At 29.3% G+C, this 24,053-nt stretch carries 21 protein-coding genes; 6 read left to right on the forward strand and 15 right to left on the reverse strand.

Annotation, left to right across the window (positions count from 1 at the left end):
* Positions 1–16: 16 nt before the first annotated feature.
* The 3 genes from epsC to cysD form a co-directional block, all read right to left on the reverse strand.
* Positions 17–844 (reverse strand): serine O-acetyltransferase EpsC, encoded by an 828-nt coding sequence (gene epsC, locus ACZ49Z_RS04830; RefSeq protein WP_464307057.1) that lies wholly within the window; start codon positions 842–844, stop codon positions 17–19.
* Positions 845–853: 9 nt separating this feature from the next.
* On the reverse strand, positions 854–2,086 hold the full coding sequence (locus tag ACZ49Z_RS04835; protein WP_464307058.1) for a sulfate adenylyltransferase subunit 1: 1,233 nt from the start codon (positions 2,084–2,086) through the stop codon (positions 854–856).
* Between the two features lie 92 nt (positions 2,087–2,178).
* Positions 2,179–3,084, reverse strand: a complete 906-nt coding sequence (cysD, locus tag ACZ49Z_RS04840) for a sulfate adenylyltransferase subunit CysD (protein WP_464307059.1) — start codon at positions 3,082–3,084, stop codon at positions 2,179–2,181.
* 568 nt (positions 3,085–3,652) lie between these two features.
* Between cysD and metK the strand changes: the two genes are divergently transcribed.
* Positions 3,653–4,903 carry a methionine adenosyltransferase gene (gene metK, locus ACZ49Z_RS04845; RefSeq protein WP_464307060.1) on the forward strand — a complete coding sequence of 417 codons (1,251 nt, stop codon included), beginning with the start codon at positions 3,653–3,655 and terminating at the stop codon, positions 4,901–4,903.
* Positions 4,904–4,980: 77 nt separating this feature from the next.
* On the opposite strand, the gene ACZ49Z_RS04850 is transcribed toward metK, so the two are convergent.
* The 3 genes from ACZ49Z_RS04850 to ACZ49Z_RS04860 form a co-directional block, all read right to left on the reverse strand.
* On the reverse strand, positions 4,981–7,179 hold the full coding sequence (locus tag ACZ49Z_RS04850) for a hypothetical protein (protein WP_464307061.1): 2,199 nt from the start codon (positions 7,177–7,179) through the stop codon (positions 4,981–4,983).
* 92 nt (positions 7,180–7,271) lie between these two features.
* The gene (locus ACZ49Z_RS04855; RefSeq protein ID WP_464307062.1) at positions 7,272–9,974 is read right to left on the reverse strand and encodes a carboxypeptidase regulatory-like domain-containing protein; all 2,703 of its coding nucleotides are present in this window, start codon (positions 9,972–9,974) and stop codon (positions 7,272–7,274) included.
* Positions 9,975–10,077: 103 nt separating this feature from the next.
* The gene (locus ACZ49Z_RS04860) at positions 10,078–10,914 is read right to left on the reverse strand and encodes a GLPGLI family protein (RefSeq protein WP_464307063.1); all 837 of its coding nucleotides are present in this window, start codon (positions 10,912–10,914) and stop codon (positions 10,078–10,080) included.
* Positions 10,915–11,033: 119 nt separating this feature from the next.
* Here ACZ49Z_RS04860 and ACZ49Z_RS04865 point away from each other — a divergent pair, with 119 nt between their 5' ends.
* Positions 11,034–12,524, forward strand: coding sequence for a sensor histidine kinase (locus tag ACZ49Z_RS04865; RefSeq protein ID WP_464307064.1), 1,491 nt, complete (start codon positions 11,034–11,036; stop codon positions 12,522–12,524).
* Entirely contained in the window at positions 12,514–13,188 is a 675-nt protein-coding gene (locus tag ACZ49Z_RS04870; protein ID WP_464307065.1) for a response regulator transcription factor, read from the forward strand. The genes ACZ49Z_RS04865 and ACZ49Z_RS04870 overlap by 11 nt, the downstream gene beginning before the upstream one ends.
* Before the next feature lie 9 nt (positions 13,189–13,197).
* Here ACZ49Z_RS04870 and ACZ49Z_RS04875 read toward each other — a convergent pair whose 3' ends face one another.
* A complete protein-coding gene (locus ACZ49Z_RS04875; RefSeq protein ID WP_464307066.1) occupies positions 13,198–14,091 on the reverse strand; it encodes a GLPGLI family protein in 894 nt (297 codons plus the stop codon).
* A 135-nt stretch (positions 14,092–14,226) separates the two neighbouring features.
* On the opposite strand from ACZ49Z_RS04875, the gene ACZ49Z_RS04880 reads away from it, so the two are divergent.
* From ACZ49Z_RS04880 to ACZ49Z_RS04890, 3 genes are all read left to right on the forward strand, one after another.
* Positions 14,227–15,015 (forward strand): hypothetical protein, encoded by a 789-nt coding sequence (locus ACZ49Z_RS04880; protein ID WP_464307067.1) that lies wholly within the window; start codon positions 14,227–14,229, stop codon positions 15,013–15,015.
* Positions 15,015–15,629, forward strand: coding sequence for a deoxynucleoside kinase (locus ACZ49Z_RS04885; RefSeq protein ID WP_464307068.1), 615 nt, complete (start codon positions 15,015–15,017; stop codon positions 15,627–15,629). The genes ACZ49Z_RS04880 and ACZ49Z_RS04885 overlap by 1 nt, the downstream gene beginning before the upstream one ends.
* 72 nt (positions 15,630–15,701) lie before the next feature.
* Positions 15,702–16,292 carry a carboxymuconolactone decarboxylase family protein gene (locus ACZ49Z_RS04890; RefSeq protein WP_464307069.1) on the forward strand — a complete coding sequence of 197 codons (591 nt, stop codon included), beginning with the start codon at positions 15,702–15,704 and terminating at the stop codon, positions 16,290–16,292.
* Between the two features lie 40 nt (positions 16,293–16,332).
* Here ACZ49Z_RS04890 and ACZ49Z_RS04895 read toward each other — a convergent pair whose 3' ends face one another.
* The 8 genes from ACZ49Z_RS04895 to ACZ49Z_RS04930 all read right to left on the reverse strand — a co-directional run bounded on the left by ACZ49Z_RS04895 (position 16,333) and on the right by ACZ49Z_RS04930 (position 24,016).
* The gene (locus ACZ49Z_RS04895) at positions 16,333–16,875 is read right to left on the reverse strand and encodes a hypothetical protein (RefSeq protein ID WP_464307070.1); all 543 of its coding nucleotides are present in this window, start codon (positions 16,873–16,875) and stop codon (positions 16,333–16,335) included.
* Between the two features lie 289 nt (positions 16,876–17,164).
* Entirely contained in the window at positions 17,165–17,872 is a 708-nt protein-coding gene (locus ACZ49Z_RS04900) for a LytR/AlgR family response regulator transcription factor (protein WP_464307071.1), read from the reverse strand.
* A 19-nt stretch (positions 17,873–17,891) separates the two neighbouring features.
* Positions 17,892–18,209 carry an Hpt domain-containing protein gene (locus ACZ49Z_RS04905; RefSeq protein WP_464307072.1) on the reverse strand — a complete coding sequence of 106 codons (318 nt, stop codon included), beginning with the start codon at positions 18,207–18,209 and terminating at the stop codon, positions 17,892–17,894.
* Complete coding sequence (locus ACZ49Z_RS04910; protein WP_464307073.1) at positions 18,196–19,233, reverse strand: sensor histidine kinase; 1,038 nt, start codon at positions 19,231–19,233, stop codon at positions 18,196–18,198. Before ACZ49Z_RS04910 ends, ACZ49Z_RS04905 begins: the two co-directional genes overlap by 14 nt.
* Complete coding sequence (locus ACZ49Z_RS04915) at positions 19,233–20,366, reverse strand: FIST signal transduction protein (RefSeq protein ID WP_464307074.1); 1,134 nt, start codon at positions 20,364–20,366, stop codon at positions 19,233–19,235. The genes ACZ49Z_RS04910 and ACZ49Z_RS04915 overlap by 1 nt, the downstream gene beginning before the upstream one ends.
* Positions 20,363–23,056, reverse strand: coding sequence for a PAS domain S-box protein (locus ACZ49Z_RS04920; RefSeq protein ID WP_464307075.1), 2,694 nt, complete (start codon positions 23,054–23,056; stop codon positions 20,363–20,365). Before ACZ49Z_RS04920 ends, ACZ49Z_RS04915 begins: the two co-directional genes overlap by 4 nt.
* A 3-nt stretch (positions 23,057–23,059) precedes the next feature.
* Positions 23,060–23,602, reverse strand: coding sequence for a heme NO-binding domain-containing protein (locus tag ACZ49Z_RS04925; protein ID WP_464307076.1), 543 nt, complete (start codon positions 23,600–23,602; stop codon positions 23,060–23,062).
* A complete protein-coding gene (locus ACZ49Z_RS04930; RefSeq protein ID WP_464307077.1) occupies positions 23,603–24,016 on the reverse strand; it encodes a response regulator in 414 nt (137 codons plus the stop codon). It abuts the gene before it with no gap.
* Positions 24,017–24,053 lie beyond the last annotated feature (37 nt).

A 24,053-nucleotide genomic window follows, 5' to 3' on the forward strand; every position in this document is an offset into this window, starting at 1 on the left:
TTCTATTTTTAAATTTTTATATACTAAAATTAATTGGTTCTGGGAATTTATTTTTTGATTTAACAACTATTTCACTTTTATGAAAAACCAAAGATTGTGAAGGAATTGAAGCTGTTATCCAAACATTCCCTCCAATAATAGCTCCTTTACCTATAGTTGTTTCTCCTCCCAAAATAGTTGCATTAGCATAAACAACAACTTTATCTTCTATTGTTGGATGCCTTTTCTCTGTTGCTTTATCTTTACTCACACTCAAAGCCCCCAGTGTAACTCCTTGGTATATTTTAACATCATTACCAATAATTGTTGTTTCACCAATAACAACCCCCGTACCATGATCTATAAAAAACCTCTTCCCAATTGTTGCCGCTGGATGTATATCAATACCTGTTTTTCCATGCGCATATTCTGAGAGTAATCTTGGCAAGATAGGCACTTCACTTTTCCATAATAAATTTGCCACTCTATAGACCACTATTGCAAAGAAACCTGGGTATGACAACAACACTTCTTCTTTTGATTTTGCAGCTGGGTCAAATTCAAAAACCACTTTTAAATCAGACAAAAAGCAATCATGCAGCACTGTGATATTATCAAAAAAAGAATCAGAAACAGTCTTTGACGCAACATCACTTAATCCAACTTGTTCAATGAACTGAGCTAAATCTCTTTTCAACTCTTCCCCTTTAGTTTGAAACACCGAAAACGTTTCATACTCTTTTTTTACACAAAAAATCCATTCAAAAAAATCTTCAACCCAAGATTCAGCCTTACCCTTATCAAAGTAAATTTGCGTTTGAGAAAAATTTATTTTGTGTAACAATTGCAATTTATCCACTTTCATCAGATATACTTATAAAAACATTAATGCTCCTACTGTATTTAAACTTGTTTCATCAATCAAAATTGCATTTCCAGATTTAGGATTCTCAACAAAAGAATCATAAAATAATGGCTGGTTGGTTTTAAATGTGATTTGAGCAATATCATTCAACCTAATCTCATCAGCAGAAACAAATTCCCAATCATTTATATTCCATTTTTGATTGATCTTTTGTATTTTCACTCGCACAACTTTAAAACGATGTTGCAATAGATATGTTTTTCCAATCTGAAGAGCACTTTCGTCTAACCAAGATATCCATGATGAAATTTCATTAGAACTAACTGGTTTTTCTTCTTTTTTTACAATAGTGTCTCCTCGACTAATATCAATATTATTTTCAAAATGAAGCACTACATTATCTCCTGCAACAACTTTTTCAACTACTAGATTATTTTTTTCTATCGTCTTTATTGTTGTTTCAATATTAGCAGGCAAAACCAAAACTTTATCACCAACACTATAAGTTCCACTTAAAACTTGACCAGCATAACCTCTATAATCATGATATTTCTCATCTTTAGGTCTAATAACCCATTGCACTTGAAAACGAGAAGCTAAATTCTCCGTAGACTGAATTTCAATTTCTTCTAATGTCTCCAAAAGAGACTTCCCATTATACCAAGATGTACTTTCAGATTTCACCACTACGTTATCTCCTGCCAAAGCACTTACTGGGATATAACTTATCTCACTATAGTTTAATTCTTTTTTAATCTTTTCGAAATCTGTTTTTATCTCATTAAAAATATCTTCAGAATAATTTACTAAATCAATTTTATTAATCGCTAAAATTGCTTTTTGAATCCCCATTAGAGAACCGATGCTTGCATGACGTTTTGTTTGCTCAGTAATTCCTTTTCTGGCATCTACTAAGATAATTATCAAATCAGAATTAGAAGCCCCCGTAATCATATTCCTTGTGTATTGTTCATGACCTGGAGCATCAGCAATTATAAATTTTCTTTTCTTAGTAGAAAAATATTTATACGCTACATCAATCGTTATTCCTTGCTCTCTTTCCGCTCTTAATCCGTCAGTAATCAATGACAAATCAATTTCAACACCTTCTTGCTTTGTCTGTTTTTGCAACACACCTAATTGATCTGTATGGATAGAATCTGAATCATACAATAACCTTCCTATCAATGTACTTTTCCCATCATCAACATTTCCTGCTGTTATAAATCGTAATGTATTCATCTGTTAATTTTTTATTTCAGGTTTCAATTTCAAAAGTTCTATTACAATTCCTCTTTTTACTTTTCCGAAACACTATTCCACTTTTCCTTATCTTAAAAATATCCTTGTTTTTTTCTATCTTCCATTGCTGCTTCAGACAATTGGTCATCTAACCGTGTTTGACCTCTTTCACTTATTCTCGTTTGAATAATATCATCAATAATATCCTGAATTGTATCAGCACTAGACGGAACCGCTGCCGTACAAGTCATATCTCCAACAGTTCTATACCTAACTTTTTCAACAACCACCTCATCTCCTTCAACTGGCTGGATAAACTGTGATGTAGCTACCAATCTATCTTGATACACAATACATTCTCTTTCATGAGCAAAATACAAGCTTGGCAATTCAATATTGTTTTTTTGAATATAATTCCAAACATCTAATTCTGTCCAATTACTAATTGGAAACACACGAACATTATTCCCTTTTTGGATTTTACCATTTAAAATATCCCACAATTCAGGACGTTGTAACTTAGGATCCCATTGACCAAAATCATCTCTAACTGAAAAAATTCGTTCTTTGGCTCTAGCTTTTTCCTCGTCTCTTCTTGCTCCACCAATACAAGCATCAAAATTATTTTCTTGAATAACATCTAAAAGAGCATACGTCTGCAATGCATTTCTTGATGGAAAACGACCTGGAGTTTCTTTTAAATTATATTTTTTGATACTTTCTTCAACGGAAGCAACAATAAGTTTCTCTCCAATTTTCTCAACCAAATAATCTCTAAAAGCTATTGCTTCAGGAAAATTATGCCCTGTATCAACATGGACTAGTGGAAAAGGAAACTTCCCTGGGCGAAAAGCTTTTAATGCTAAATATACCAATACAATAGAATCTTTCCCACCAGAAAACAAAAGTGCTGGATTTTCAAATTGTGCTGCTGTTTCACGAAGAATATAAATAGCTTCGTTTTCCAATTGCTCTAAATAATCATCATTTTTTGCCATTTGTTATCTAAATATTATAATTTCACTTCATTAAACAATTATTAAAAAAAAACCTCCACAAAATGCAGAGGTTTCAATTGACTATTTTATATATAATTTTTAGGCAATAGAACGACTCTGCGGAAACTTCCACATCATACAACACATATTGCAAAAAAATAATTTCATCACTTTTCTTTTTAATTATTGACAGGGCAAATTTAGAAACATTTTCCGTAAACAAAAACAAAACTATAAAATTTTCTAAATTTTGCTTATTATCCAAAACAATATAGAAAAAAAAACTGAAAAAACATCAATATATAATTTATTTAAATTGTTATTTGCTATTTTACATGATTTATTAAATTTCACATAAAATATTATAAAAAATGACTTGATATTCAAATTGATTACTTAAATTTGCAAACAACAATAAGAGGAAAAATTTGAACTGATTGCAACCTCTATTCTACTCATTACTATTCAGTAAGGGTTTGGATAAAAAAATGCTAAAGCAGTACTTTTACTACTACTTTAGATTTTCTGCATCACAATTTTTCTTCATTTAATTTAAAAACAATAGAATATGGCTTATTTATTTACGTCAGAATCTGTGAGTGAAGGACATCCAGATAAGGTTGCTGACCAAATTAGTGACGCATTAATTGATAATTTTTTAGCTTTTGATGCTGAATCAAAAGTAGCTTGTGAAACATTAGTAACAACAGGGCAAGTAATTCTTGCAGGTGAAGTAAAATCAAACACTTACTTAGACGTTCAACAAATTGCGAGGGATGTAATCAAGAAAATTGGTTATACTAAGAGTGAATATATGTTTGATGCAAATTCATGTGGGATTTTATCTGCAATTCACGAACAGTCAGCAGACATTAATCAAGGGGTTGACAGAAGCACCAAAGAAGAGCAAGGTGCAGGTGACCAAGGAATGATGTTTGGCTATGCAACAAACGAAACCACTGAATACATGCCTTTAGCATTAAAACTTTCTCATGAAATTCTTCAAACTCTTGCTGATTTAAGAAGAGAAAACAAAGAAATCGAATACTTACGCCCAGACGCTAAATCGCAAGTAACATTAGAGTATGACAATGATAACAAACCCGTTAGAATAGACGCTATTGTTGTCTCAACTCAACATGATGATTTCGCTGACGAACCGACTATGCTAGCTAAGATTAAAAAAGACATTATTGAGATCTTAATCCCAAGAGTTATAGCTAAAAATCCAAAGTATGCTCATTTATTTAATGACGCTATAAAATATCACATTAACCCAACAGGAAAATTTGTTATTGGTGGTCCTCATGGAGATACCGGATTAACAGGTAGAAAGATTATTGTTGATACTTATGGAGGAAAAGGTGCTCACGGTGGTGGTGCATTCTCAGGAAAAGATCCAAGTAAAGTGGACCGTTCTGCTGCTTACGCAACAAGACATATTGCTAAAAACTTAGTAGCGGCTGGTATTGCTAGTGAAATCTTAGTTCAAGTTTCTTATGCTATTGGTGTTGCAGAACCAACAAATATCTATGTAAACACCTACGGGACAAGCAATCTTTCTTTAACAGACGGTGAAATAGCTAAAAAAGTCTCTGAAATTTTTGATATGCGTCCATATTTCATTGAACAACGATTAAAACTAAGAAACCCAATTTATAGCGAAACTGCTGCTTACGGACACATGGGGAGAACCCCTCAAACTGTTACTAAAACTTTTAAATCACCAAGTGGAGAAGAAAAAACTCTAGAAGTTGAGTTATTTACTTGGGAAAAATTAGATTTTGTAGATCAAATTAAAAGTGCATTTGGACTGTAATATTTCTCAAAATACGACACAAAAAAACCTGATTCTTTCAATTTGAATCAGGTTTTTTTATGCTTTTATTCAACCTTTTAGTAGGTCCCGTTTTGCATTTTATTTAGCACTTCTTGCATCTCTTGATAAACATCAGTACTTTCATCACCTTTCATTGCAGACAATGCTAATTTTTGCGTCATAATTGCTTTATCCTTCTGGTTGTCCTTATAATACAATTGTGCTAGTGTATCTAAATAATACCCATTGTTTTTTGTTACTTTCAAACTCATTTCACTCCACATGATTGCTTTCTTTATTAAAGAAATATTATTAGATTCTAAAACAATTGACCAAGCCACTTCATTTAAAAAATTAGAAAAAGTATTTTTATAGGTTATCCATGAATATTCTTCTGTGCTTTTAGCATACAACTCATCTAATTTTTCAATCACATTACTTTCTTTTGAAAATGTTGCATTAAAATATCTATCAAACGTATCGTAAAAATCATTATCAACACTTTGCACTTGTTTTAACACATTGAAGTATCCAAACATAATATTAAAATCATAATTTGTTGCAACAACAAAATTCTTATACAAAGAAATAGTCTCATTTTTCAATATAGCATCCATTTCGTAATTAGTCGCTTCGTTTAGATAGTTTACAATTGCTTCTTTTAAGTTATAATCTCCTTCTTTTAACTCTTGATTTTTTTCAAACTCAACAATCTTACTATAATTATTTACAAGATATTTAGTAATTGTATAATGCAATTCTTTATTCTTATTAGAATCAATTTCTTCAAACAAACGATTATTAAAACCGTCATTCATTAATTCTGTTTTTAAAATCATTAATAAATCCGAATTTAAGGTTTTGCTTTTATCAAATTCAGCAATTAATTGCTTTAAATTATAAACCAATACTTCTTTATTTGTTTTTAATTTATATAGATTTTGCAAATCTTGAATCGTTTCAGGTTCATAATAACTAAGCTCTTCTGATTCCTCATCTACATCTTCAACCCCTACAACAGAAGCAACTTCATAGGTGTATTTTTTTTCTAAAGATTGAACAGTATTAAACACTGTTATTAATTCGGCTGATGTTTTATTTGATTTCTGAAAAACAACATCAACCTTATTACTCACATTTGCTTTCTTCAATAGACTACTAAATCCTGAATAATAATTCAATAGTGTTATATTCTCTTTAAGTGTTCCTGTTGTTCTATACAACACATTCCCTAGACTATTTACTATTACCATTTGAGGTTTCTTTTCTCCTTTATCAAAATACTTATTCTCTTTTTTTGTAGCTTGATAAAAATTAAAATTATCATACTCTTCCTCATACTCATAACTCATATAATACGTAAGCGTCTGCTCATTTTCTTCTATAAAAGAATCAAATTCTTCTTTATTTGTATCATTAGTAATAACCAGAAATTTATTTGGAGTCTTTTTCAATGTCTCAAGTGCTTCATTTAGCGTTTTATCTAGTTTATGCTTAAACTGATACTCTGATTCAACATATGCAGCAGAGTCAACCGCTTCTTCAACCGCTTCATAATCTTCCTCGGTTTCAGGCAACGTAATTTTTGCATTATTATCTATTTCTATTGCTTTTAAATTTGCTGTATGCATTCCTTTTTCTTCGTTGACTAATGTGAAAATTAGTGGTTTTTTACCATCTGAGACTGCAATCGTATTTTCATCTGTATAAAAAGCGTTCAACTCTAAATTAGTTACACTATTAATTGTAGATTGTATCTCTAACCCAGAGACTTTATCAGCAACCTCATATTTAGAAGAAAGAATTTTATCCTTATCCTTTAGAACTATATGAATATACTTTACTTTTTCAACTTCTACATCTAAATCTTCATTATCAAAATCATATTCTTTATTCCCAAATAGACTTCTCAAACTTTTATATTCTACTATACTGTTTTTATCTTTTTGAGTACCTATAAACATTTCTGTAGCATAATAATAGAGGTTTTTACTAGGAAATCGCAACAACAAACCATTAGATGTTGTCTTTACATTTATTTCTTTAACCTGAAACTTGTCCTCATTAGCATATTTACTAGTTAATCTCAACGTATCGTTAACAATATCAAGCTTTCCTGACATAAACACTAGATCATAGGTATTGTCATTATTAATTTTAAGCTCAACTCCTCTCTGATCTCCTTGAGAAACATAAATCCCTGGTTTAAATTTCCCCTGCGCACTGATTATTGAAAAGTATGAAAATGCTATCAATAAAAATACTATTTTTTTCATTTGTAAAATTTTTTAGACAAAGATATAACTTTCGTGAACAAAAAAACCAACTCATTGGTTGGTTCTTTTTTCATTTTTTATTCTAAAATTAACTACAAATTATATTTCATACTTAAAATTATATATCTAGGTTGCACGATATAGCTTGAAAAACTATTTGTTCCCCCTAATTGATTAAAACTATTACTATTCAATGCTTTAGTATTTAATAAGTTTGTACCCGAAATTTTCCATTCTACTTTACTATCTTTCTTTTGATAGGTTAAACTTGAAGAAAGAAAATCATATTCTGTATCGATCGTTTTTTCTTTATTTCTATTGTGATAGAAACTATACTCAGACACAAATGAAAACGAATCTAGGAAAAAATACTCCAATTCGATAGCAGGATTGTCTGTATAAAAAACACTACTTGAATTATCATTAATACTAAAAGCATATTTTAAACTCAAATTTGGATATTTTTTAAAATTGGTAGAAAAACTTACATTATAATTTTGAGAAAAAGATTCTGTCGTTTGAATATTTTCTTCCATAGTCGGCAATACTCTAATATTGTTAAACTTACTCCAATTTAAATTTACACCCGCCGAAGCTTTATAGTAGCGCGCAAAAGAGCGTCCGTAATTTACCATTCCTGAAAATGTTTCGTCTGCAAAATTTGAATCTATGTTTACCGCAGACGTAACTTGATTTGCACTTGTTAGCAATGCTTTATTTTTAATAGCGTCTACTTGCTTTGTATAAGTTAAATTAGCAAATATGTTTTCAAAATTAAACATATTGTATTTGAAATAACGCAAACTATGTACTTGGGACAAAGAGTTTTCTAAATTACGATTTCCACTAAACAAACTATTATAGCTTGAAAAAACCAATCCTTCTGCTAATTTAACAATATCTGTAAAATTGTTTGACAAAGAAAAATTATAGGTTAAACTTTCCGATTTCTTAATTTGATATTGCGCAAAAAAATCTGGAAGGAATCGATTGAAATTTTGTCTATTATTAGTTCCTAGCTGCACATCATTTGTGCTATAATTATGAATACTAAACCCAGGATTAAATGTAAATTTTCCTTTTATAAATTTATAATGCAATCCAAGAAACACATCATTAAAAGCATAATTCACATCATTATTACTTTCTTCAGAATTTAAATCATTGACAGATTGATTATCTAATATTTGAAAAATATGAGAGTCAAAATTTTGATAAGAATAAGTATTTCCTAAAGTTACATTTATATTACTTTTTGGAGTTAACATGTAGTAATAATCAAACTTAACGTCTATTTTATTTGTTTTCACGAAGCGTTCTTGCGAAATGTTATCTCTCGATTGCATCGTATTATAATCTGATCCCAAATTGAATGCTAAGTTTTGCAGGTTAGCATTATAGAAAGGGTCTTCTTGTTGGTATAAATGCTGAGTTTCAAATGCAAAAACATTCTTATCATTTAACGTATAATAATAATTCAAATTTTGATTTATACTGAATGGTTTTTGATTTTTATTGGTATAAATATCACCCAACTCACTAGAAAAAACACTTTGATTTTCTTTTTGATTTGAGAATTTTAATAGCGCATCATAATCAAAATGTATTTTAGTTGAAGGCACATAACTAGAACTTAATTTAAAAATTCCTAAATCGCTTTTTTGTCTTGAAATATCCTCTTTTTCTTCTACAGCATTTGCAGAAGCTCCTCTTGGCAAATCGTTAACAGAATTTGTTTGCACATCTGTTTTGTTTCCTAAAAAAATACCAAAACCACTTAATGTCCAAGCCTTTGATGGATTATAACTAAAATTAGCAGCTCCAAATTTTGTATCTATATTGGCAGCTTGATCATTTCTTAGCCCAAGAATTCCTAAATCGTTTGAAGACACATTAAAACTTGAACCTCCTTTTCGCATCATATTCCGAAATCCTCCTGTAAACTTAAAGTAGTCACGCATTGTTAGTGGCAATTCTCCAATATTATTGAGATTCCCAATTACATTGATGCTGTATTTTGGACTATAATAAAACAATTTAGGGTTTACCAAATAACGATCTTCTTCATGCCCTACTCCAACACCAGCTGTAACATCTCCAAACCAAAAATTCTTTTTACCTTCCTTTAGCTTTATATTAATTGCAATATTTTCATCATTGTTTTCCAATCCTTTCAAATTTGAAACTTCATTATAATTTCTCAATACTTGAATTTTGTCTAATGCATCCGCAGGAATGTTTTTTGTGGCAATTTTAGTATCTCCATCAAAAAAATCTTTCCCTTCTACCATTACTTTTTGAACCGTTTTCCCTTCTACCTGAATCTCTCCATCCTTATTTACTTCTACTCCAGGTAATTTCTTCAACACATCTTCTAATTTTTTTTCTGTCCCATTTGTAAAAGAATCTGAATTATAAATTATAGTATCTCCAGAAATTGAGACAGGCATTTCATAAACTACTTCTACATTCTGTAATTGAACTCCTTGCGACATTTTAATATCAAAAACCATATTTGTTTCTTTTGTTTCAACTAACTTTTCAAAAGATTGAAAACCAATATAACTTGCTTTTATTTTATAGGACGAATTACTTTTTAGGTTCAAACTAAATTTACCATTTTCATTTGTAATTGCATACGCATCCATAGCCTTTGTATCATTATTAATAGCCATAACATTAGCCATTTCTAAGCCTAAACCCGTACTGTCTTTAACAATTCCCTCAAAACGAATGTTTTGAGAAAAAACAAGTGAAGTAATAAACAAGAAAATAATTAAAATATAATTTTTCATTTTTAGAGATTCATTTATTATTTATATACAAGTCGAATATTCAGTTAGTTTGTTACAAACCACAAATACATTATGACACTATATTTCGAGAAAGGTTTAATTCTTAATTCATTCTTATTTCAATTACACCATCATCGTTCATCATTTTCTTCAATCTTTCTTCATTTATTCTATCAAACTCTTTTTGTGATACTTTTTTCCCATTCTTTGGTGCTTTAATTTTCAAATCGTCTTCTGTGTTTAAAACTATTTTAGAACACAAATAGATTGTTTCATTTTCGTGTAGTTCTAAAATTAAACCTGGCAAACCCCAATATTTATCTGGACCATTAGAAACAGGGATATCTAAAGTGTACCAAGCTTCAATGACTTGCTCTTTTAAATCTCCTGAAACCATAAAAGCGGTTTTATTCTTTTTTTGTTTTTCTAAAAGCGCTTCTCTTTCTTTTTTATCTTCTTCTGTAACTGGAATTATTATTTTGGCTTTATAACATGTATAATTCCCTATTTTTTTTTGTTCATCTAACATTATCCAATTCATCTTTGGCAACGAATCAATTATTAAAAATTCTTTTCCAAAAATATCTTCTTCCGACATATACTTTTTTTCTTTAATGTTTTTATAGATTTTAGAACGATCACTACCAGACAAAACAGTTACCATATTTACTGAATTTCCTCCTGATGGATTCTTTAACTTCTCTTCCTCTTGATAAACAGATTCAAACATATTAAAATTTAGAACATAGCTTTTTTCAAATGCTTTTGCCATTTTCTCTTTTATTTGATCTAACATTTCTGGAGACATTCCTTCGCTTTTAATATCAAAATCTCCCATTTGCCTTTTTGATGAATAAATAGCTGTTCCTTGAAAATTTTGTGCTTCACTTTTTACTATTGCTAAGAAAACAAAGAGTAAACCCATTATTAATCGTACCATTTTTTTATTTTTAAAATTAACATTGCAAACTAAAGCATCTGAAAATTAATAAAGGGTTAATGTTTGTTAACGTATGTTAACAAACATATATCTAAACAAATAGTTCTTATTTTTGAAAAATGAAAATCAGTAATCGAAAAATAATTCTGTTTATAAGTGTCATTATTTTTGCAACTATTGGCCTGCAAGTTTATTGGAATTATAAAAACTATATTGCAAACAAAAGCCGACTTTCTAATGAACTTCAAATTGCTTATGACAAGGCTTTAGAAATCTATTTTAATGAAGAATCTAAAAACGAAATAATCAGCTTTATAAGCAATGATAAAACTCTAAAGTCTAAGGATTTTTTTGAAAATATCATTAACGATTCTATCTTCAAGACATTTATAAAGACAAATAATTCAAATCAGAAACAAGCCTCAGACAGTCTATTCATTGAAACGTTTGAAGATGATGGCATGAAAATTGACACTCAAATTTTCGTTCAGAATTCGAAGAAAACATCGGTCAAAAAAAAGCCTTCTATTCAAGTTTTAAAAGGGAAAGACGCACAAAAAACATTGGACGACATTAAACAATTCCCTAATCGTTTTGTTATTACTATATCCAGTGATTCAATCAAATACAAAGTTGTAGACTCTATTTTTAAAACGGAGTTAAAGCGCAAAAACATCAATATAAACTATGGTTTTAGACATTTAAAAAAAGACACGTTATTTAGCACGTTTAACCCTTTAAAAGAAAAATTCTTTGAAAAAATAGAACCAAAATCCTCATTTTTTAAATCATCGGAATTAATGCTTTTAGACTATAATCATTCCAATTTACTGTTATTTCAAAGAATGGGTAGCGAGTTAATTTTGTCTGTTATTTTTTTACTTGCTGTAATAGCTTGTTTATTTTTCATGCTCTATATTATTAATAAACAAAAGAAAATAGATGAAATAAAAAACGACTTTATTAATAATATTACACACGAATTCAAAACTCCAATTACTACTATTTCTACGGCTTTAGAAGGAATGAGCAATTTTAACCCCACGAATGATGTCGAAAAAAACAAAAAATACATTTCCATTTCAATGAATCAACTTTCTAAATTGGAAAGCATGGTTGAAAAAATACTAGAAACCGCATCATTAAACACAGAAGAGCTTAAATTAAATTTTGAGTCATTAGATTTAATTCCTTTTATACACTCAATTATTGAAAAACATCAAACAACAACTACAAAGCAAATTATTTTCTCTAATAACAACGATAATTTGTTTTTTTTAGGAGATGCTTTTTATCTTGAAAATGTAATATCTAACCTGATTGATAATGCTATTAAATATGGAGGAGAAACAATAAAAATAGCACTACAAATAGTCCACAAAGCAATCATTATTGATGTTACAGATACTGGAAACACTATACCAAAATCTGAAGAAAAAACTATTTTTGAAAAATTCTACAGAATTCCTAAAGGCAATATTCACGATGTTAAAGGCTATGGAATTGGACTCTATTTTTCGAAAATTATAATAGAAAAGCACGCAGGTTCTTTAACCTTGATTAGAACAAACGTAACTACTTTTAGAATTACATTACCTTATGAATCTTAATATATTATTAGCAGAAGATGAATCTTCTTTAGGATTAATCATTAAAGAAAGTTTAGAAAACAGAAACTTCACTGTCACTTTGTGCGAAAATGGGGAAGTTGCACTAAACACATTTAAGAAAAACAACTTTGATGCTTTAGTACTAGACATTATGATGCCAAAGAAAGATGGCTTCACGTTGGCTGAAGAAATTAGGCAAATAAACAAAGAAATTCCTATTGTATTTTTAACTGCAAAATCGCAAACGAAAGATGTTATTAAAGGTTTTAAAATTGGTTGCAACGATTATATTAAAAAACCGTTTAGCATTGAAGAATTGATTGTTCGAATTATTTCTTTAACGAATAGAAACCAAGAAACATCAAAAAAAACCACTTTAAACGTTGGTAAATATGAGTTCAACACTGAAAACCAGACTTTAAAACTTAATGACAAAACATTCAAATTAACAAACAGAGAAGCCTCATTACTTGAATTATTAGTCCAAAACAAAGGAGAAATAATCAATAGAGAAACCATTTTAAACATTGTTTGGGATAATAATGATTTTTTTAGCGGTCGAAGTATGGATGTTTTTATTACAAAACTTAGAAAAAAATTAAACCTCGACCCAAATGTTGAAATCATCAACAGTCGAGGTCGAGGTTATAAATTAATTGGATAAACTCTGCTCTTAATGAAATCCTCCTCTACCGCCACGTTGTCCACCATACATCTCTCTCATTTCTTCAATTTTCTTTTTTACAATTTCATCATATTCGGATTGAGAAACTTCTTTTCCTTTATTTGGCGCTTTAATTTCTGTTTTTTCCTTAGTATTCATTACAATTTTAGAGCACAACAAAACAGTTGTACCGTCATTAATTTCCAAAATCAACCCAGGCAAACCCCAATATTTATCTGGACCTTGATTAATTGGAATTTCGGGACAATACCACGCTGTAATTGTCTTTTCTTTAATTTGTTCAAAATCATCTTTCATGAAATTTGTTTTCTTAGAAGTTTCTAATGAATCTTTTGTTTTTTTCTCCTTTTCTTCATTTTCCTTATTTCCACGCATTCTAAAATTCCTAAAATCTGTAGCGTCTGTTTTTACTGTCGCTGTAGCTTTAAAACAAGTGTATTCACCAATTTGCTTTGTTTCTGAAGACATTTGCCATTTATAATTCATAAGTGTGTCTTTTATTAAAAACTCCTTTCCAAAAAACTCTTTGTCAACAACATACAGTTTTTCCTTCACATTTTTATATTGCGTACCACCGCCGCCCATCATAGACGACATCATTCTCCCGCCGCCGCCTTGCTGACCAGGAGCTTCTAATTTTTCTTCTTCTTTATAAATAGAGGCTGTCTTTTCAAAATGGAGTACAAATGTTTTTTCAAACATTTTTTTCATGTTTTCTTCAATTCTTTTTTGCATTTCGGGAGTAATTTCTCTATTGCTTCCAAAGTTTTTCATCATTTCTGCTGTACTCGTTTTCGATTCATAAACAGCCATTCCTTGAAAATTTTGTGCATTTAAACACAAAGAAATGAATAACAAGGATGTAATAATTATTTTTTTCATTATTGCTAGAATTAATTCAACTTTAATTATTTAGACTCAAAACTATACTTTTTGTTACAGGAATTCATACTAATATAGCACAAAAACTGTTATCTTTAGACAACTTTTTCCGTGAAAGGTTTAATTCAAGCAATAATGAAATTTAAATTAATTCTACTCTGTTCTCTATATTCTATTCTCTTTTTTTCACAAGAAATAATAAAAAGTCAAAAAACAGATTCTTTAATTGCCCCTTTTGACACTGTATATGAATATAACTTTGACGCTGTCTATTATTCAAAAAATTCCACTTTCTTTAAAAAAACACCTTCCAAAACATATCAATATAATAATTTCTCTTTAGGCAAGATAACCTCAGCAACTACTTACAACCCTTTACAAACGTTACTTTTCTATAAAAACTTCAATAGCATTATATTTTTAGACAATCAATTGAATGAAACACATAAAATAAACGGAAATTTATTGGAACAGCCTATAAATTTTGAAGCGATTGGACTTGCAGGACAAAATCAATTATGGTTTTTTGATTCATTCACTCAAAAAATTGGTTTATTACAATTTAACACAAACCTAATAAAGTTCATTTCAACTCCCTTGTTGTCTAATACTATAAAATACTATCAATCAAATTTTAATTATTTTTACTGGATTGATGAAAAAAATGAACTTTACAAAATTTCCGTTTTTGGAAAAATTATAGCTTTAGGCAATGTACCTGATTTTGATTTTATTCAGTTAACCGATCAAGAAAACTGTATTTACAAAAAAGGGAACACTCTTTTTTATATTGACAAAGAGAACAAACAGCGTTACGAAATTATTATTTCACAAAATTCATTTGATAATTTCTATTATAAAAATGGAATTTTATCTATTTTTACCACTGATAAAGTTATTAATTATAAAATACAATTACCGTAATGCATATAGCAGTTGCAGGAAATATTGGAGCAGGTAAAACCACTTTAACAAAACTACTTGCAAAACATTTTAAATGGGAAGCTCATTATGAAGATGTTGTTGACAATCCTTATTTAGATGATTTTTACCATCAAATGGAAAGATGGAGTTTCAACCTTCAAATCTATTTTTTGAACAGCCGATTTAGACAAGTTTTACAGATTAGACAAAGCGGAAAAACAACAATACAAGACAGAACCATTTATGAAGATTCGCATATTTTTGCACCAAATCTTTACACAATGAGATTAATGTCTGAAAGAGATTTTAAGAATTATATCTCTTTATTCGAACTGATGGAAGGTTTAGTTGGTTCACCAGATTTACTTATTTATCTGAGAAGTTCAATTCCTAATCTTGTAAATCAAATTCATAAAAGAGGTAGAGATTATGAAAACACCATTTCAATTGATTATTTAAGTAGGTTGAATGAACGATATGAAGCTTGGATAGAAACATATGACAAAGGAAAATTAGTGATTATTGATGTTGATAATATTAATTTTGTTGATAATCCAGAAGATTTAGGAGACATTATAAACAAAATAGATGTTGAGATAAACGGATTATTTTAAAAAATTAAATACTGATTCTTAATGCCACTTTAGTGGCATTTTCTTATTTTAGTAAAAAATAATTACAAACTTATGCCATTAGTAACACCATTATCACCCGATCACGATAAAGAAACACAAGAGTTAGCTGCTTTTTTTAATGAAACGCTAGGATTTTGTCCAAACTCTGTTTTAACAATGCAACATAGACCAGCTATTTCCAAAGCATTCATTAATTTGAACAAAGCTGTTATGGAAAACCAAGGACGAGTAACCTCATCTTTAAAGAGAATGATAGCTTGGGTAAGTAGTAATGCTACAGGCTGTCGTTATTGTCAAGCTCATGCCATTAGAGCTGCAGAACGCTATGGAGCCGATCAAGAGAAACTTGATAATATTTGGGAATACAAAACTCATGCTGCTTTTTCAGATGCAGAAAGAATTGCTTTAGATTTTTCTTTAGCTGCTTCATTGATTCCAAATGCAGTAACAGAAGACATTAAAAAAGAGTTGTATAAATATTGGAATGAAGGAGAAATAGTAGAAATGCTAGGTGTAATTTCTTTATTTGGTTACCTAAATAGATGGAATGACTCTATGGGAACAACACTTGAAGAAGATGCTATTGAGAGCGGAAATCAATATCTTGGGAAAACAGGTTGGGAAGTTGGAAAGCACCAATAAGATTTTAGAAAAGGCAATTGTTTAAATATAATTGCCTTTTTTACCTAATACTCTTTCGAACTGGGATATTAAATATTAAAGAAAATTGATTTTCTGAGACATTTTCAAAAGGTGATTTGTTTGTTGAAATATTATACCCATACGATAAAGAAACACAGCTAAACAATCCAACCCCAATCTTAGGTGTTACTACAAAATCTGTCCGATCAAAATCTGTTTGATATTTTGTTTCTATTCCTATGTGAAGAAGCAAAGCAGAAACTTCATAGCCAATTTTTACAGCATAAACATCTGAAAAATTAGTTCTTTTTGGCAACCATTCTAGTGCCACATAATATCCTCTTGAAAAATATCCTGTATCACCAATATTAGAAAGGTGTTTTGCATAGCCTATTTCCGAATAGAATGCACTATTTAACCCTATTCCTAAACGAATATCGTTTGTTTTGACATTATCAAAATGTGTTTTATTATGAAAAACATAAGTGCTATCCTGAGAGAAGCAATTTGTTAATGAGCTAAATAGTAGAATTATTAAAATATACCGCATTACGTTTTTTATAAAAGTAATTTTTATTTCCAAATTAAACAAAAAAGCCTCACAATATACTGTAAGGCTTCTTATAATATCTCTTGTTATTTTAGCAGCTATAACAAGATTCTTTAATGTGTAGTTAATTAAGTGCAAGTAATTCTCTCAAGTATATTATAAAATTAAATCTTTCAAAAATGATTAATTATTTTTTTTACAAATAAACTATTAAATGAATTATTATACTACAAATTTAATATATAAAAAATTAAAACAATCAGGTTATTAGTTAGCAGAAAGTTTCCTATAGATGAATGAACATTTTCTTTAGATAAGCATTCTAAAGTAGGTTTAACCTTTTTATTAGTTCAGGTCGATTAGAACGACTAACAGGAACGACATCTTTTCCTATTAAAACACTATTATCTTCTATATCTATAATTTTTTTTGTGTTAATTATATAAGACCTATGAACTTTTAAAAATTGATCCGCTGGGAGTTTTTCTTCTATTTTCTTCAGTGTAGAATGTACTGTATAGTTTTTTGTTTCCGTTTTTATTAATATATAGTCTCCCTTAGCTTCAACAATTGTTACTGAAGCTATATCAATTTTTATTAATCTTCTGTCTATATTAATATAAAATTCATTTGCAGTGTCTTCGTGTTCTTTAATTTCAGTGTTTAATTTTTTAATATTTGGAAGCAATTGCGCTTTATGAACAGCTTTCTCAAAACGATCTTTAGTTATAGGCTTCACTAAATAATCAACAATACACTCATATTCAAAGGCTTCTATAGCAAAATTCTTATCTGATGTTACAAGAATTACCTTAGGAGGATTCTTAATTGTTTGAATGAAGTCAAACCCTGTAAAATCGGGCATATGAATATCAAGAAAAATTAAATCAACTTCATTTTGATTTAAAAACTTTATAGCCTGCATTGCGTTGCTAAAACTTCCAACAATATTTAAATTGAGATGACTTGAAACCATTTGTTCAAGAATTACTCTTGCCATTTCTTCATCATCTAAAATAATGCAGTCCATTTATATTGTTCTAAGGTTATTATAAATCATCAACGAATTTTTTCATCAACATTAAAAATCCTTCAAACTCCACTTGAAGTAACGTAGAATTACTTTTTAAATTGTTTTCAAATTCTTCGGCAATATAATAACTTTTTTCTAGACCAAGAATAGAAATCTTGTGCTTTAACTTATGAACTGATTGCGCTGCTAGTAAAAAATCACTATTTTGCATATATGAGTAATAGTCTTTTATTTCTACTGGCAATTCTTTTTTTAAAACACCAATCATTGTTGCTTTAAACTCTTCATCGTCTCCAGATAATTCTGTAATATAATTTAAATTAGGCTGTTCCATCTTTTTTAGGTAAAGTAAAATAAAAAGTAGTTCCAATATCTTCTTGACTCTCTAACCAAATTTGACCGTTATAAATCTCAATGATTTTTTTCACAATTGAAAGACCAATTCCAGATGATTGGTTATTGCTCTCTAATTTAGAAAAAATTTCAAAAATCTTGTTATGATATGGTTCTGGTATTCCCATCCCATTATCTTTAATATAAAACTGTATTTCGCTTTCGTTTTCTGTGCTTCCAATCTCTATAAGACCAACTTCTTTCCTGTTATACTTAATTGCATTTTGGATGAGATTTTGAAATAATTGTCTAAAGCGAAAATCGTTTCCGTATATTTTTGGCAAAGTATTTTTAATTGTTATTGAAAAATTTGTTGGAATGTTTAGGGTTTTTATTATTTCATTAACTAAAACATTAATATCTATTAATCTATCGTTTGTTTTTTCTATATCTACAGAGGAATAGTCTAAAATTCCTCCAATCAACAAATCCATTTTTTCAACATTAAACAAAACTAAATCTAATGATTGTTTATTTTTTTCATTAATTAGTTCTTTATTATCCTCAATAAACCAATTAATCAAAGCATCAATACTTCTTAAAGGAGCTTTCAAATCATGAGAAATCATATGAGCATATTCGTTTAATTCCTTATTTTGCTTTTCAAGATTTCTAAGAAGTTCCTCTCTTTGCTTGTTTATTTTAACTATCTCTTGTGTTTGCAGTTTAATATAATTTGCTGAACTAAACTCCTCTAACTTCCCAGTTGTTTGAGTATCTAAGCTCATTGATTCTAATACAAACTCTAAATTACTATTAATTTCTTTTAAGCTATCTGCTTCTTCTCTTAATTTCTGATTGGCTTCATATAGTTCGTCTGAACTTATTTTCATTGCTCTTTGTAACAATGCAATTTGTTCTTCATAATTTTGGTATGAATCATTAACTGCGTTGAAAAATTGATCAATGTCATTAAGTCCATTTTTTAAGTGCTTTGTAATTTGTCTTTTTAATAATGAATTCATTATTCGCTTATAAGTGTTAATGTCATCGTTTGATTATGTAATTCACAAAATTTATTTCCGTGAAATGGTGCCATTTCACCATAAGAATAAAATCCTGTGATTGCTATTTTTTCGCCTATTATTTCCCTGACTTGTTCTACTTCTTCCTCTACTCTTTGATCCATGACTAACTTTCGTCCGACACAGCTAACTAATATAGCAATTTCTGGTTTAGTTTTCCTATTTTTCATAGCTAATTCTGCTGCAGACTCAGCTCCATTAGCAATTGCGTCAACAGAAGCCATCATTAACTGTACTTTAGAATTAACTGGAACATCTCCAGCTAACACCATCGAATTATCTTCATTGTTAATACTTAATATAGTTCTCACCACAGGTTTTTCCTTCCCTTCAGGCATCACATTCAGAGGATATAATAACGATGCTTGCGGCAATTGTGCTGCTTTTTCTCCTAAATATTTTTTATATAAATCTAAAGCTGGTTGGCCATCTAATTCATACAAAATATTTTCTGTAGATTTTGTAATTTTTCTCTCAGGACCAAAAGAAGACCATCCCCCATGGCTCGCAAAAGATATTTCTAAAGTTTCTCCATAAAAACCAATTAGAATCACCTCTCCTTCTTTGGGATTTTCTTTATAGGATGCTAATGTTTTTTCAAATCGATCATCATCTCCGCACATTCCACCTGTTATAGAAATTATGTTGTTTAAGGTTTTCTCTAGTCCAACAATTAGAGAGCTTCCGTTTACAAAGCTACCTTCAGACAACACAAACAAATGCTTCAAGCCTTCCTTTGGCATTTTTCTAAATAATTCTTCGCCTAATTTATCTGCCTTTTTATTAAAATCTAATATATTTTGCCTTTGTACAACAAAAGAACTCTTTTCAAACTCAATAGCAGTTACTGATATAGAATTGTCATTAACACTACAACAAGAAATTTCTCCAGAAGTGGACCCAAAAACAATATCTTCATAAGGAAATTCTTTTCGGATATCTTCAATAACCTTAGCATCTTCTAACAAAAATCTGTTAGCAAAAACTAGCACTAAGGGTTTTTTCAAATTAATTTTTCCTTGTAAATATTCCCAATCTTGATCTTTTAATTTTGATGCTTGTACTATTTTCATAATTGATATTTCTTTAATTTAATAAAAAAAGTAGTCCCTTTTTTCAATTCACTTTCTAACCAAATTTTACCATTATAGGTTTCCACCACTTTTTTAACAATAGATAATCCCAACCCTGTAGATTTTTCACTATTGGTAAAAGATTGAAATGTATTAAAAATTTTTTCTTGATTTTCCAATGCGATTCCTGGTCCATTATCTTTAATTGAAAACACATAACTATTTTCTTTTTCTATAAAGTCAATTTCAACTAAGCCTCTTTCCTTGTCGATATAATTGACAGCATTACTAATAATATTTTGAAAAAGCTGCTGTATTCTAAATTTATCTGCTTCTAAAGAAGGTAACTCCTTCTTAATTACAACTTCAATATTTTCAGGAATATCGATCATCTCTATAATATTTTTCACAATATCATTAATAGATATGATTTCTATTCCTCCTCCCATTTTATCTATTTTAGCATAGGTTAAAATTCCCTGAATTAGATGGTCCATTTTTTCAACCTTACTCTCAATCATTAATAAATATTGCAGGGTTTGTTCACTAAACTCTTTCTCATTATCTTCCTTAATCCAAGAAATTAAAGAGTGTATGCTTCTTAAAGGTGATTTTAAATCGTGAGAAACTATTTGTGCATAATCTTCTAACTCTTGATTTGTTTTAGCTAAACTATTAACTAACTCTTCACGCTGTATTTCAAGAATTTTTTTCTGAGTAATGTTTTCCTCGATAGCAAAATACTTTAGAATTTCTCCTTTTCTACTATATAATGCTTGCCCTTGAACACTCACCCAATACTCTTTCCCTGATTTTGAATAATTTAAAACTTCACAGTTAAACGGAAGACCTTTTCTTATTTGTTCTTTCAAATAATTTATAGTTTCAGGGCTTGTATTTTCACCTTGTAAAAGATAGCCTGGTTTTTTCCCAATTAACTCTTCTTTATCATAGCCAGACATAGTAATAAAACTTTTGTTGACCCACTCTATCTCTCCTTTTTTATTACATATTATAACTGCATTTATGTTTTTTTCTGCTATTAATGAAAGTAAAAAAAGTTCTTCTTCTTGCTTTTTCTGTTCAGTTATATCTAAATGTATCCCGATAGAACCGATCATCTTTCCTTTTAAATCATAATTTGGAGCCCCACTAACCAACCAAATCCCTTTCTTTCCTTGCTTTGTTGTTATTTTTACTTCATAAGTATCTGAAATGCCTTCTTCTCTTAATCTGTTTTTATCTTCTAAAATTACCCTACTTTCTTCATCAATAAATTTTTTTGATGCATTTTGACCTAATAAATCCTCAAGAGTGTAACCACTAATATCACAAAATGCTTGGTTAGCAAAAGTAATTTCATCCTTTAGATTCACTTCTAACAAGCCCAAATTCATATTCGCAATTATACTACTGTATTTTAGTTTTTCCTTTTCGAGGCTCTCATTATATCTTACTTTCAAGGTTACATCTATATAGGTCCACAAATGCCCTTTATAAATACCTTCTTCATAAATAGGAATAAAACTTCTTTCAAAATATCTACCATCAACTAACGATAGTATTTCGTTTTGAACTATTTTCTTCTCAGCTAGAATTTCATCTATTCTTTTTACGAAACTATCAGGCTCATTAAAAAGATGTTTAGATTCGTCTGCTGATTTATTACAATCTTGTCCAATTAATTGGTCTGGATTTAAATCTATTGAAAATAATGTGCAGAATTTTTTATTAGAAAGAAGGATTTTACGATTTTGGTCTTCTAACAATATTCCTGTTTCTAGGTTTTTAATTAAAGTTGACAATCTATTTTCTGATTCAACAATTTTCATTCTTGCTGCTACTTCGGTTGAAATGTCATCTATAATTGCAAAATATTCTACAACATTCCCATCGTCGTCTTTTATAGCTTGTCCTCTTGTTCTAGTCCAAAAATAAGAGCCGTCTTTTCTTCCATGTACTAACTGAAGACTGAATGGCTCGCCTTTAAAAAAAGGCTCAACCATCTTTCTAATTTCATTTTTGTCTGTAGCATCACATTTACCCAGCTCTACAGGTGTTTTACCTATTATTTCATCCAATGAATACCCCGTATGTTTGATATAGGCTTCATTGCACCAAAATATTTTCCCATCTGGTTTTGTAAAAACAACACCACTTTGGTTTGTGCTAGCCACTAAAGAAAGTCTATTCAATTCTTTTTGTCTCTCTTTTAGTTTATTTTTTTGTTTACTAATAGTGACTAAAGATTCTTTTAATTCTTTTGTAGTTAATTCTTGATTATTTAAAATATGTAGTAAATCTAATAAAGGATCACTTATTGCAAAATCATTAAATACTAATTTTTTACTCCTAACTTGTTCCATAGAAACAAACCATGGAGAACCAACGAATAGAATATTATCATTAAGAATTTGAAATTGTCCTCTCAATACTAATCTATCCTGCAAATAATCTACAACAATTAATTGATCTATTAGCTGAGTAACACTTTCTAAAGAGAGTTTTTCTATATGAGGTCTTCTTATGGAAAAACATGAATTGAAATTTGAGTTTATTTCTAAATTTCCACAAACTTTCTTTATGCTTTTACCTAGCCCTATAATTTTAAGATTTTTATTAATTAGAATATAAAATGGGTATAGTTTATTAAAACTATTTTCGTCAAATTTAAATTCTAATTTTTCCATACTTTACCAACTTACTTTAAAGATTTCGTGCGAACTACCATCTAATCTAGTTTGTATCAAATCTACTTCTATGGAGGAATTATAAAATTTACCTATTCCAAGAAGTAGTCCTTTAACAAACCCTTGAAGCCCTTGCCTATTGGAAAAATAATGTAAATCAATACTATTGGAAGTAATATTACTTGTTTTAAATTCCGGCGGAGCCAATTTAGGATACATTAACATAATCCTATTATGGAAGTTAGGTAAATTTAATAAAAAATCTTTTAAGTTTTCTCCCCCCGAGCTCATTAATCCAGGATAATTTTTTGAAGCAGTTTTCAATATCCACCATTCACCAAGTGCCATTAATGTATCTTCTAGAGATATTCCAATTTCTTCAGAGGCTGCTATTGCTAATCTAAATGTGACATCATCTTCATAAGGTTCTGTACTTATAAAATAATCTACATTAACATTACTTTTGTTTAAAATGATTTCCCATTTCTCTTCCCCATAACTTTCTACTACTAACTCCTGAACAGCCCTATTTACTATGCCATACATTTATTGAGAAATAAGTTCGTTTATACTCCAATAATCTAACATTCGCTTAATTCGCTCTAGATAATCGTCATATTTTAATGGCTTTAAAACATATCCTGCAATACCTATTTTATAACATTCTAAAATATCCTTATGATTACTCGATGTAGATAGTATAATTGAAGGAATATACCTCAACTGCTCATCATTTTTTAATATTTCAAGAAACTCAATACCGCTTATTTTTGGCATATTTAAATCTAAGAAAATAATATCGGGAATTATTTCCTTTTCTTTAAGAACTGCAAGTGCGTCCTCTCCATTGTTTGCTTCAATAATCTTATGATTTGCATCTAAAGTCTTTAAAACTCTTTTGAATTTCATTACTTCAATTGCGTCATCTTCAATTAAAAGAATGTTTAATGTTTTTATCATGTGGTTAATATGTATAATTTTTCAAATTCAAAAATAA

The sequence above is a fragment of the Flavobacterium sp. KY-23415 genome (assembly GCF_055384985.1).